The sequence below is a fragment of the Streptomyces sp. CT34 genome, from assembly GCF_000805335.1.
In the GTDB taxonomy this organism is placed as follows: Bacteria; Actinomycetota; Actinomycetes; order Streptomycetales; family Streptomycetaceae; genus Streptomyces.
Genome location: NZ_KN708638.1, coordinates 4,314,334 through 4,326,161, shown reverse-complemented (window position 1 = coordinate 4,326,161; position 11,828 = coordinate 4,314,334). Strand labels below are relative to the sequence as shown.

Sequence of the window (11,828 nt, the reverse complement as noted above, 5' to 3'; positions counted from 1 at the left end):
GGGGCCGGCCGGCCCGCCGCGGTCCGGCCCGCGGTCCGGCCCGCGGTCCGCGGGGACGCTGCGGCTGCTGGTCGTCGTGGCGGCGCTGTGCGGCGCGCTGTTCGCGGGCGCCGCACCGGCGTCCGCGCATGCCGCGCTGACCGGCAGCGACCCCGCGCAGGGGTCGGTGGTGGACCGCGCCCCCGAGCAGGTCGCGCTCACCTTCTCCGAAGGCGTCGCGATGGGCGACGACTCCCTCCGCGTCCTGGATCCGCAGGGCAAGCGGGTGGACCGCGGCAAGCTGCGCAACCTGTGCAGCGGCAGCACGGTCAAATACGGGGCGGGGCTGCCGCCGGGGCTCGCCAACGGGACGTACACCGTCGCCTGGCAGGCGGTCTCGGCGGACAGCCACCCGGTCTCCGGCGCCTTCACCTTCTCCATCGGGGCGCCGTCCAGGACCAGCGCCCCGGTGCCCCAACAGGAGGCCGGCGGCGGCCTGGTGGGCGCGCTGTACGGCATCGCCCGCTACCTCGCCTACGCCGGGTTCGTGCTGCTGGCCGGCGGCTCGGCCTTCGTGGTGGCCTGCCGGCCGGCCGCCGCCCGGGTGCGGTCCGTCCAGCGGCTGGTCGTCCACGGGTGGGCGCTGCTGACCGGCACCACGATCGCGCTGCTGCTCCTGCGCACCCCGTACACCGGCTCCGGCAAGCCGGCCGACGTCTTCGACTTCGCCGGCCTCCAGCAGGTCCTGCTGACCAAGCCGGGCGCCGCGCTGGTCTCCCGGCTGCTGCTGCTCGCCGCCGCCGCGCTGTTCGTGGCGGTCCTCTTCGGCGCGTACGCCCGGGCCCACGCGCCGGACGGCGACGGCGGCGAGGGTGCCGGAAGCGGCGAGGGTGCCGGAGTCGACGAGGGGGTGACCGAGCCCTCCGAGGACGCCGGCCCCCCCGAGGATCTCGCCAAGCGGCGCAAGGACCTGACGCTGGGGCTCTCCCTCGGCGGGGTGCTGGTGGCCGCCGGGCTCGCCACGACCTGGGCGATGGCCGAGCACGCTTCGACCGGTCTCCAGCCCGCCGTCGCGATGCCGGTCGACGTCCTGCACCTGCTCGCGGTCGCCGTCTGGCTCGGCGGGCTGGCGGCCCTGGTCGTGTCCCTGTACTGGGGCCCGGCCGTCGAGCGGAGCGCGGTGGTCCGCTTCTCCCGGGTCGCCTTCGGCTCCGTACTGGTGCTGGTGGCCACCGGCGTCTACCAGTCCTGGCGCCAGGTCGGCTCCTGGCGCGCGCTGACCGACACCTCCTACGGGCAGCTGCTGCTGGTCAAGGTGGGCCTGGTAGCGGTGCTCGTGGCCGTCGCGGCGATGTCGCGGCGGTGGACGGCGCGGCTGGGCGAGGTCCGGGAGGCGGCGCGGACCGCCGATCCCGAAGCCGAGACGGAAGCCGGAACCGAGGCGGAGACCGGAACCGGGGCCGAGGCGGAGTCCGCGAGCGGCGCCGGTGCGGCGGCAGTGCCCGTCGTCACCGTCGCCGCGCCGGCCGCGGCGCCCGCGTCCGGTACGCCGGCCGACCCCGCCCGCGCCGTCCAACTCGCCCGTCAGCAGGCCGCGTTGGCCACCGCCCGGACGAAGCGCATCCGCGACGCGGACCCGGTGCGGCTGGGGCTGCGCCGCTCCGTGCTCGCCGAGGCCACGATCGCGGTCGTCCTGCTCGGCGTGACCACCGTGCTGACCACCACCGAACCGGCCCGTACGGCCGAGGCGGTCAAGGCCGCGTCCGCCGGGCAGTCCGCCGACGCCAACCAACCGCGCGTGCTGACCATCCCGTTCGACACCGGCGGCTCGCAGGGCAAGGGCAGCGCCCGCCTCGACCTCGACCCCGGACGCAGCGGCAGCGGCAACGAACTGCGGCTGCGGATCGCCGACCCGTCGGGCAGGACCAGGGACGTCCCCGAGGTGAAGGTCTCCTTCACCCTCGGCGCCCAGAAGCTGGGGCCGCTCCCGGTCGCCCTCCGGCACGTCAGTACGGGCCACTGGACCGCGAGCGGCGTCCAGTTGCCGGTCCCGGGGCAGTGGCAGCTCTCGCTGCTCGTCCGGACCTCCGACATCGACCAGGTGACCGAGACCAGGAACGTGAAGATCGACTGATGAGCAAGCAGACGGACGCCAAGAAGTCCGCCGGGCAGCGCAGGCCCGGCAAGCAGCCGGCCGGCACGAAGGCCGGGCGGCCCGCGGACGCCAAGGCCGTGGGCGAACAGCGGGACGGCCGGCACGAGGCCGGGCCCGACGGTCCCGCCGCCCCCGAGGGCGGCGCCGCGCCCTCCCCGGAGCTCTCCCGCCGCCGCCTCCTGGGGACGGTCGGCGCGGCGGGCGCGGCCGGACTGGTCGTCGGCGGGGCCGGCGGCGCCATCGGGGTCGCGGCGGCCACCGGGGACGCCCCGGCCGCGCTGACCACCATCGGCTCGACCGAGGTCGCGTTCCGCACGGACGGCACCAAGCAGCAGGCCGGGATCACCACCCCGCTCCAGGCCGCCGGGCACCTGCTCGCCTTCGACCTGGCGCCGGGGGCCGGCCGCAAGGAGGCCGCCGGGCTGCTGCGCCGCTGGTCGCGGACGGCCGAGGAGCTGATGGCCGGGCGCACCCCGGACGCCGACACCGGGGTGGCGCTGGACGCCGGCCCGTCCTCGCTGACCGTCACCTTCGGCCTCGGCCACAGCTTCTTCGACCGTACCGGCCTGGCCGCCCGGCGCCCCGTACAGCTCGATCCGCTGCCCGACTTCTCCGCCGACGCACTGGACCCGAAGCGCAGCGACGGCGACATGTGGATCCAGATCGGCGCCGACGACGCGCTGGTCGCCTTCCACGCGCTGCGCGCGCTCCAGAAGGACGCGGCCGGGGCGGCACGGCTGCGCTGGCAGATGAACGGCTTCAACCGCACCCCGGGCGCCACCGCGCACCCCATGACCGCCCGCAACCTCATGGGGCAGATCGACGGCACCAACAACCCCAAGCCGTCGGACGCGACCTTCGCCGAGCGGATCTTCGTCGGGCGGGACGCCCCGCAGGAGTGGATGCGCGGCGGCTCGTACGCCGTGGTGCGCCGGATCCGGATGCTGCTCGACGACTGGGAGAAGCGCTCCCGCAACGAGCAGGAGCGGGTCATCGGGCGCCGCAAGGACACCGGCGCCCCGCTGACCGGCGGCAGCGAGACCACCCCGATGAAGCTGGACGCGACCGGCGCCGACGGGCTGCCGGTCATCCCGGCCAACGCGCACGCCCGGATCGCCGCCCCGGCGTCCAACCAGGGCGCGGCGATGCTGCGCCGCCCGTTCTCGTACCACGACGGGTTCCGCGACGACGGCGCCCCGGACGCCGGGCTGCTCTTCGTCTGCTGGCAGGCCGATCCGCTGCGCGCCTTCACCCAGATCCAGCGGAAGCTGGACCGCGGGGACGCCCTCTCGCCGTTCCTGCGGCACGAGGCGAGCGGCCTGTACGCGGTGCCGCCGGCCCCGGAGGCGGGCGCCTACGTGGCGCAGCCGCTGCTGGAGGGCTGAGCGGACCACCTGACGGAACGGGGCCGCCGGCCACCGGGGCGCTCGGTATCGTGACAGGGCAGGGAGAAGATCGGCGGGTTGCCCCCGCAGTGACGCGAGGGAGTCCTCCAGCCATGTCGGCAAGTCGCTACACCTATCTCGGTCCCGCGGGCACCTTCACCGAGGCCGCGCTGCGCACCCTCCCGGAGGCGGCGACCCGGGAGCTGGTGCCGATGGTGTCGGTACCGGCCGCCCTCGACGCGGTGCGCGCCGGCGAGGCCGCGGCGGCGCTGGTGCCGATCGAGAACTCCGTCGAGGGCGGGGTGACCACCACCCTCGACGAACTCGCCGCCGGCGAACCGCTGATGATCTACCGCGAGGTGCTGCTCCCGATCGCCTTCGCCCTCCTCGTGCGCCCCGGTACGGCACTGGCCGACGTGAAGACGGTGACCGGGCACCCGGTCGCCCAGCCCCAGGTCCGCAAGTGGCTGGCCGCCCAACTCCCGGAGTCCGTCTGGGAGTCGGCCGCCTCCAACGCCGACGGCGCCCGGCTGGTGCAGGAGGGCCGCTACGACGGCGCGTTCGCCGGTGAGTTCGCGGCGGCCACGTACGGGCTGGAACCGCTGGTCACCGGCATCCACGACGCGCAGAACGCCGCCACCCGCTTCGTCCTGGTCGGCCGCCCGGCGCGCCCCGCGGCGCCCACCGGCGCGGACAAGACCTCGGTCGTGCTGTGGCTGGCCGAGGACCACCCCGGCGCGCTGCTGGAGCTGCTCCAGGAGTACGCGGTCCGCGGGGTCAACATGATGCGGATCGAGTCCCGGCCGACCGGCGAGGGCATCGGCCGCTACTGCTTCTCCGTGGACTGCGAGGGCCATATCACCGATCGCCGGGTGAGCGAAGTCCTCATGGGCCTCAAGCGGGTGTGCCGGGACGTGCGGTTCCTGGGCTCGTACCCGCGCGCGGACGAGGTGACCGCGAGCGTCCGGCCGCAGATGACCGACTCGGCGTTCACCGACGCGTCGGACTGGCTGGCGCGCTGCATCGACGGCCGCGCCTGACCGGCCGCCTCTGCCGGTACGTCACGCGCTGCGACCTGCGGCTTTCCGGGGCCGTGGCGATGCCGCCGTTTCCGGTCCGGCCGCCCTCCACGGTTGTCCACAAAGTTATCCACAGGCCCGCTTCTCGACCTGTGGGTAAGTCGACATGAGAGCCGGACAGAGTCGACATATCTCCCTAGTGACCCCACACCCGTCCACAGCCACACACAGTGGATCACCCCGGTTCCCGTCAGCACAATTCCTGCGATCAATCCTTTAGGGCGAGGTAATCCCACACGAAAGAGTGCGTGAACGAGGTTTGGGCCGAGAATCCATAGCCGAGCATTTCGGGTGCAGAATGATCAATTCCGGCTTCCACAGATCTCACGCACAGCCTGTGGATAAGAATCCCCGAACCCCCTGAACCTGTGGACAACGCAGGGGGCAAGCCGTGGACGACGGCGCGAGCCCCGCCGCGAATGCCCCATTTCGGAGAATGCCCGGGAATTCCACAGGGCCTTACGATGCGTTACCCACACGCCCCGAGCGACCTCCGGGCACGATTCCCATCCATGGAATATATAACCCCAAAACGGACAAATTGCCGCGCCCGGGAATATCACGTCGAGTGCCGGCTCCCGGCCCCGGTAGCCTGGTGGGGTGATTGACCTTCGCCTGCTTCGTGAGGACCCCGACCGTGTGCGCGCCTCCCAGCGCGCCCGTGGAGAGGACGTCGCACTCGTCGACGCGCTCCTCTCCGCCGACGAGCGGCGCAGGTCGTCCGGCGTCCGCTTCGACGAGCTGCGCGCCGAGCAGAAGGCGCTCGGCAAGCTCATCCCCAAGGCCGCCGGCGACGAGAAGGCCGAACTGCTGAAGAAGGCCGGCGAACTGGCCGCCGCCGTGAAGGCCGCCGACGCCGCGCAGGACGAGGCCAAGGACGAGACGCAGGCGCTGCTGCTGAAGCTCGGCAACATCGTCCACCCCGACGTCCCGGTGGGCGGCGAGGAGGACTTCACGGTCCTGGAGATGCACGGCACCATCCGCGACTTCGCCGCCGAGGGCTTCGCACCCAAGGACCACCTGGAGCTGGGCGAACTGCTCGGCGCGATCGACGTCGAGCGCGGCGCCAAGGTGTCCGGCTCGCGCTTCTACTACCTCACCGGCGTCGGCGCCCTGCTGGAGCTGGCGCTGGTCAACGCCGCCATCGCGCAGGCCACCGAGGCCGGCTTCACGCCGATGCTGACCCCCGCCCTGGTGCGCCCGCGCGCCATGGAGGGCACCGGCTTCCTCGGCCAGGCCGCCGAGAACGTCTACCACCTGGAGCGCGACGACTTCTATCTGGTCGGCACCTCCGAGGTCCCGCTCGCCGCGTACCACATGGACGAGATCGTCGACGCGGAGCAACTGCCGCTGCGCTACGCCGGCTTCTCGCCGTGCTTCCGCCGCGAGGCCGGCACGTACGGCAAGGACACCCGCGGCATCTTCCGGGTCCACCAGTTCGACAAGGTCGAGATGTTCTCGTACGTCGCGCCGGAGGACGCCGAGGCCGAGCACCGGCGGCTGCTGGACTGGGAGAAGCAGTGGCTGACGGGCCTGGAGTTGCCGTTCCAGGTGATCGACGTCGCCACCGGCGACCTGGGCGCCTCCGCCTCCCGCAAGTTCGACTGCGAGGCGTGGATCCCGACCCAGGGCAAGTACCGCGAGCTGACCTCGGCGTCGAACTGCGACGAGTTCCAGGCGCGCCGCCTCTCGGTCCGGATGCGGGAGACCGTCGACGGCAAGCCGAAGGTCAAGCCGCTGGCGACGCTGAACGGCACGCTCTGCGCGGTGCCCCGCACCATCGTGGCGATCTTCGAGAACCACCAGCTGCCGGACGGTTCGGTCCGCGTCCCCGAGGTGCTCCGCCCGTACCTGGGCGGCCGTGAGGTGCTGGAGCCCGTCGCCAAGTGAGTTCCTCCCCGGCGGGTTCGCCACTGCCGTACAAGCTCATCGCGACGGACCTCGACGGGACGCTGCTGCGCCACGACGAGTCCGTCTCCGAGCGCCCCCGCCGGGCGCTCGCCGCGGCCACCGCGGCGGGCGCGGCGCACATCGTCGTCACCGGCCGGGCGGTGCCCTGGACCCGGCACGTCCTCGACGCCCTCGACTACCGGGGCCTCGCGGTGTGCGGGCAGGGCGCGCAGGTCTACCACGCCGGCGAGCAGCGGCTGCTGACGTCGGTGACCCTCGACCGCCAGCTGGCCGGCCTCGCGCTGTCCAAGATCGAGGCCGAGGTGGGCCCGCTGTTCCTGGCGGCGAGCCGGGACGGCCTGGCCGGCGATGTACTGGTCGGCCCCGGCTACCGCGTCCAGGAAGGCCCGCTGCCCAGCGTCCTGATGGAGGACCCGGCCGAGCTGTGGGCGGCCCCGCTCAACAAGCTCTACGTCCAGCACCCGACGCTGGACGACGACGCGCTGGCGCTGGCCGCACGCCAGGTGGCCGGCGACCTGATCGGCGTGACGGTGGCCGGCCCCGGCATCGTCGAGCTGCTGCCGCTGGGCCTGTCGAAGGCCACCGGGCTGTCGCTGGCCGCCCGCCGGCTGGGCATCACCGCCAAGGAGACGCTGGCCTTCGGCGACATGCCCAACGACGTCTCCATGTTCGCCTGGTCCGCGCACGGCGTCGCGATGGCCAACGCCCATGACGAACTGAAGGCCGTCGCCGACGAGATCACCGCGTCCAACGAGGACGACGGGGTCGCGGTGGTGCTGGAGCGGCTCTACTTCTGACCCTCCTCGGGCGGCGGCAGTTCCTCGGCCGCCTCCTCGCCACGCGCCGCCGGGGTCAGCGGCCAGCAGGCGAACCCCATGGTCAGCGCTATGGCGTGACCGAAGTCGGTGAACGTCGCACCGGTCAGCAGCGGGATGCCGAAGAAGAGCAGCACGCCGGCGAGGTAGCCGTAGCGCCACGGCGACGGCAGCCGGTACGTCAGCACGCCGGCGGCGGCGGCCAGCCCGTAGGAGACGCCGATGTCCACGACATGGGTCATCGAGCGCGGCAGCCGATGGCCCTCGATGGCGAGCAGCACCAGCTCCTGGCTGGCCAGGGTGGCGGCGACATGGGCCGCGCCGACCGTCAGCAGCCAGCGCCAACTTCCCATCCAGCGCTCGACGTTGGCATGTACCAGCTCGAACATCACCGCGTAGACCAGGAACGACCCGGGCCGCTCGATCCAGAAGCCGCTGATCAGGAGCGCGGGGATCGGATGCTCGTTGAGCTCGTGGATGTTGCTGCTGTTGCGGTGCAGCAGGAACTGCTCCAGACCCTCGGAGGCGGAGGCGATGACCAGGCTGGTGACGCCGATGATCAGCAGCCAGATGTGGGTGCCGGGCGTCGACCGCACCCAGTCGACCACCCGGTCCCGCGCCCGGCTCAGCAGGGCGCCGATCGGCGGCGGTGTCATCGGCGGCTCCGGGCGGCGAGGGCGGTCGGGGCGGGGGCGAGGAACGGCCCCGCCCCCTTGACGTGCCGGATGCGCGGCGCGCTCTCCATCGTCCGTACGCCGGGCAGCGCCGCGACCCGGGTCGTCAGATAGCGGTAGAGCTCACCGGTGTCGCGGCACAGCACGGACGCGAAGAGGTTGTGCGGCCCGGTGATGGCGCCGGCGAAGGCGACCTCGGGATGGGCCGCCAACGCCTCTCCGGCGGCGGCGAGTTCGGCGGGCTCGACGGACAGCCAGAGGGCGACCATCACCCCGAATCCGCACTGCCGCAGGTCATACTCGACGTCGTAATACAGCACACCGTCCGCGCGCAGCGCTTCGAGGCGGCGCCGGACGGTGGTGGGCGACCAGCCGCTGGCGGTGGCCAGTTCGGCGAGCGGCGCCCGGCCGTCCCGGGCGAGCACGTCGAACAGCCGGCGGTCGGCGTCGGAGAGCACCACGGGGGCGGGCCGCATCCGGGAGGGGGGCGGGCTCAGCGCCGCGATCTGCTCCGCCGCCAACGCGCCGGACTTGCTGATCAGGCTCTGCGGGCCGCCGTAGAACTCGTGCAGCAGGCAGTGCGCGGTGACGCCCACGACGCTCGGGGTGCGCGGCAGCTTCTGGAGCAGCAGGGCATCGCTGTGCTCGCTGCTCGCCGACCGGCAGATCGCGGAGATCTCGGTGCCGCCGGACATCAGGCCGACCCAGGAGGTGTCCGGCCGGCGGGCCAGCGCCTCCGCCACCGGCAGCGCGGCGTCCGGCGCGCACTGCACCCGGACCAGCCACTCGACCGCGCCCAGCGCCCGGGGCTCGGTCAGACCCAGCACCCGCAGCGCGCCGGAGCCGCGGTGCCGGGTGTAGCGCCGGGCGACGGTCTGGTCCGAGACGCCGAGCACCTCGGCGATCCGGCTGAAGGGGGCCCGGCCGTCGACCTGGAGGGCGTGGATCAGCCGGAGGTCGAGCTCGTCGAAGGCCGCGGCGGCGGTGGGGCCGGCCGCTTTCCGGTCCGCCGCGGGACCCGTCCGGTCGGTTTTCACCATTGGAGGCTAACCCGTGTCGGATTGCGCCGCAGGGAACCGGACGGCTGGGGGGACGAGGGGTGCGGCCCGGAAAGTGGGGCCCTGCGACGGGCGCTGGCCCGGACACCGAGGGGCGAGACCCGGACGCCGACGGGCGCGAGACCTGGACGCCGACGGGCGCGAGGCCCGGACGCCGACGGGCGCGAGGCCCGGACGCCACGAACACCACGGACGAGGACAACGGAGGAATGGTCATGCGGTACCCACCCGAGAGCGGTCCCGGAGAGCGCGGCCGGGCGCCGGGCGGGGGCGGGAAGTGGTGGCCGCTGGTCGCCATCACCCTCGGCAACTTCATGCTGCTGGTCGATGTCACGATCGTGAACACCGCGCTGCCCCGGATATCCGACGGCCTGGGCGCCTCCTTCACCTCCCTTCAGTGGGTGATGGACAGCTACGCACTGGCGCTGGCCGCGCTGCTGATGGCGGCGGGTTCGGCGGCCGACCTCTTCGGACGGCGCCGGCTGTACGTGGCCGGGCTGGCGCTCTTCGCCCTCGCCTCGCTGGCCTGCGGACTGGCTCCCGACGCGGGCGTGCTGATCGCCGCCCGCGCCGTCCAGGGCATCGGCGCGGCGGCGATGTTCGCCACCAACACCCCGCTGCTGATGGCCGCTTACCAGGGCCGGGACCGCGGTGTCGCGTTCGGCATCTGGGGCGGCACCAGCGGGGCGGCGGCGGCCGTCGGTCCCGTACTGGGCGGACTGCTCACCGAATACGTCGACTGGCGGGCGATCTTCCTGGTCAATCTGCCGCTGACCGCCGTCGCCGTGTGGCTCACCCTGCGCCGTGTACGCGAGTCCCACGGGGACCGCGCCGGGCGCATCGACTGGCCGGGCGCCGCGTCCTTCACGCTCTGCGCGGGCCTGCTGACGTACGGGCTGATGCGCGGCGGCGAGCACGGCTGGACGGAGGCCGGGACCCTGGCCGCGCTGGCGGGCGCCGCGCTGGCGCTGGTCGTCTTCGTCGTCGCCGAGCGGCGGATCCGGCAGCCGCTGCTGGATCCGCGGCTGCTGCGCCGGCCGTCGTTCGCGGTGCTGATGACGGCGGCGCTGCTGATGCAGGCCGCGGCGTTCCCGTATCTGACGTTCGTGGGGCTGTGGACCCAGGACGTCCTGGGGCTGAGCCCGGTCCAGGCGGGCCTCGCGGTGACGCCGATGGCGCTGATGTCGCTGCTGGTCGGCGCGCTGGGCGGCCGGTTCCTCCAGCGGCTGGCCCCGCAACTCCCGCTCGGCATCGGCCTGCTGCTGATCGGCACGGGCGGGCTGCTGCACGCCGCGCTGCTCCACGGCGGAGCGGGCTGGGCCGCGCTGGCCCCCGGGCTCGCGGTGAGCGGGCTCGGGATCGGGGCGGCGATGCCGGTACTGGTCTCCGCGGCACTGGGCGCGGCACCGCCGGTGCGGGCCGGTATGGCGAGCGGGGCGGTGAACACCTTCCGGCAGCTCGGCTTCGCGTTCGGGATCGCGGTACTGGGGACGGTGTTCGGCCAGGCGATGCGCGATGCGCTGCACGGCCCCGGGCACGCCACGCCCGCCGCCGCGTACCTCTCCGGGCTGCGCGAGATCACCCTGCTCTCCGGGGTGGTGGCGGTGGCCACCGGGCTGCTGGTGCTCGCGGTGGTCCGGCGCACACCGCGTACGACCGGCGGGCCCGCGGGCGAACGGGACACCGGGGAATCGGGCAGCGGCGAACCGGAGAGCGGGGAACGGCCGCATGCGGAGGCTCCGGCAGGAGCGTGACCGGCTCCGGGCGGTGAGGCCGCACGGGCTCCTCGCGGCACCGCGGGCCCGGGCGGGCCCCCCCGCCGGACCGGGCGGGTCGGCACCGGACGGGTCGGCACCGTTCGGCACCGGACGGGTCGGCACCCGGAACCGTACGGCCGTGGACGGTTCCGGGTTGCCGCCCTGGTCCCGCAACGATCGTCCCGGGGCGGAAACCCCAAGTCAATCCTCGGGTTTCCTTCCAAACTCCTTAGGAATGGCTAGGGTTGGGCAAGTATCGGGGATAGCGTGACCGCGTGACACTCGACGATCTGCGCGCCTTCGTGGCCGTCTGCGAGGCGGGCAGCCTCAGCGCCGTCGCCCGCGACCTCGGCTGCACCCAGTCCGCCGTCAGCCAGCGCATCAAACGCCTGGAACGGGAGGCGGGCATCGGCCTGTTGGAGCGCCGGCCGCGCGGGGTGGCCCCCACCGGGGCCGGCCGGATCCTGCACCGCGCCGCCACCGACGGACTCGGCGCACTGGACCTGGCGCTGCGCCGGCTGGCCGATATGCGCGAGGGCGACGGCGGTACGGTCCGGGTCACCACCGGCGCCACGACCGTCCGGCACTTCATGTCCGACGCGGTGGTCGCCTTCCGCGCCCGGCGCCCGCACGTCAACCTGGAGTTCCACACGGAGAGTTCCAGCCGCCGCTGCTTCGAGGCGGTCGCGGACGGCGGCTCCGAACTGGCCTGGATCACCATCGGCCGGCCCGTCCGCGGCATCGAGCAGCACCCGGTGATCGGCCTGCCCTGGGTGCTCGCGGTGCCCGCCGGCGATCCGCTCGCCACCCGCGAGCGGATCGAACCGGACGAGCTGACCGCCCTGCGCCTCATACAGCTCCCGGAGAACTCCACCTCCCGGATGCGCCTGGACGGCCACCTGGGCCACCAGGACTCCGGCCAGGTTCCGCCGCCGAGCACCACCAGCGTCGCCGACTGGGACACCGCGTTGCTGCTCGCCGAACTCGGCGTCGGCCCCGCCGTCGTCCCCGAACT

Annotated in this window: 9 protein-coding genes; 7 read left to right on the top strand and 2 right to left on the bottom strand. The window is 73.7% G+C overall.

The window, feature by feature from the left end:
- The first annotated feature begins 58 nt into the window (after positions 1–58).
- From RZ84_RS18895 to RZ84_RS18875, 5 genes are all read left to right on the top strand, one after another.
- Complete coding sequence (locus RZ84_RS18895) at positions 59–2,113, top strand: copper resistance CopC/CopD family protein (RefSeq protein ID WP_052230016.1); 2,055 nt, start codon at positions 59–61, stop codon at positions 2,111–2,113.
- Entirely contained in the window at positions 2,113–3,519 is a 1,407-nt protein-coding gene (efeB, locus tag RZ84_RS18890; protein WP_078893922.1) for an iron uptake transporter deferrochelatase/peroxidase subunit, read from the top strand. Before RZ84_RS18895 ends, efeB begins: the two co-directional genes overlap by 1 nt.
- A gap of 113 nt (positions 3,520–3,632) precedes the next feature.
- Positions 3,633–4,559 carry a prephenate dehydratase gene (pheA, locus tag RZ84_RS18885; protein WP_043265287.1) on the top strand — a complete coding sequence of 309 codons (927 nt, stop codon included), beginning with the start codon at positions 3,633–3,635 and terminating at the stop codon, positions 4,557–4,559.
- 639 nt (positions 4,560–5,198) lie between these two features.
- Complete coding sequence (gene serS / locus RZ84_RS18880) at positions 5,199–6,488, top strand: serine--tRNA ligase (RefSeq protein ID WP_043265286.1); 1,290 nt, start codon at positions 5,199–5,201, stop codon at positions 6,486–6,488.
- Positions 6,485–7,306 carry an HAD family hydrolase gene (locus RZ84_RS18875; protein ID WP_043265285.1) on the top strand — a complete coding sequence of 274 codons (822 nt, stop codon included), beginning with the start codon at positions 6,485–6,487 and terminating at the stop codon, positions 7,304–7,306. Before serS ends, RZ84_RS18875 begins: the two co-directional genes overlap by 4 nt.
- On the opposite strand, the gene RZ84_RS18870 is transcribed toward RZ84_RS18875, so the two are convergent.
- Together RZ84_RS18870 and RZ84_RS18865 are read right to left on the bottom strand one after the other, a co-directional pair.
- Positions 7,297–7,980 carry a rhomboid-like protein gene (locus RZ84_RS18870; RefSeq protein ID WP_043265284.1) on the bottom strand — a complete coding sequence of 228 codons (684 nt, stop codon included), beginning with the start codon at positions 7,978–7,980 and terminating at the stop codon, positions 7,297–7,299. The two genes, RZ84_RS18875 and RZ84_RS18870, sit on opposite strands and share 10 nt — an antisense overlap.
- On the bottom strand, positions 7,977–9,035 hold the full coding sequence (locus RZ84_RS18865) for an Lrp/AsnC family transcriptional regulator (RefSeq protein WP_052230509.1): 1,059 nt from the start codon (positions 9,033–9,035) through the stop codon (positions 7,977–7,979). The genes RZ84_RS18870 and RZ84_RS18865 overlap by 4 nt, the downstream gene beginning before the upstream one ends.
- Positions 9,036–9,271: 236 nt before the next feature.
- Here RZ84_RS18865 and RZ84_RS18860 point away from each other — a divergent pair, with 236 nt between their 5' ends.
- Both RZ84_RS18860 and RZ84_RS18855 read left to right on the top strand, forming a co-directional pair.
- Positions 9,272–10,810, top strand: coding sequence for an MFS transporter (locus RZ84_RS18860; RefSeq protein WP_078894675.1), 1,539 nt, complete (start codon positions 9,272–9,274; stop codon positions 10,808–10,810).
- Positions 10,811–11,088: 278 nt separating this feature from the next.
- Positions 11,089–11,828: LysR family transcriptional regulator (locus RZ84_RS18855; RefSeq protein ID WP_241777760.1), on the top strand; the 740-nt coding region annotated here is incomplete at its 3' end.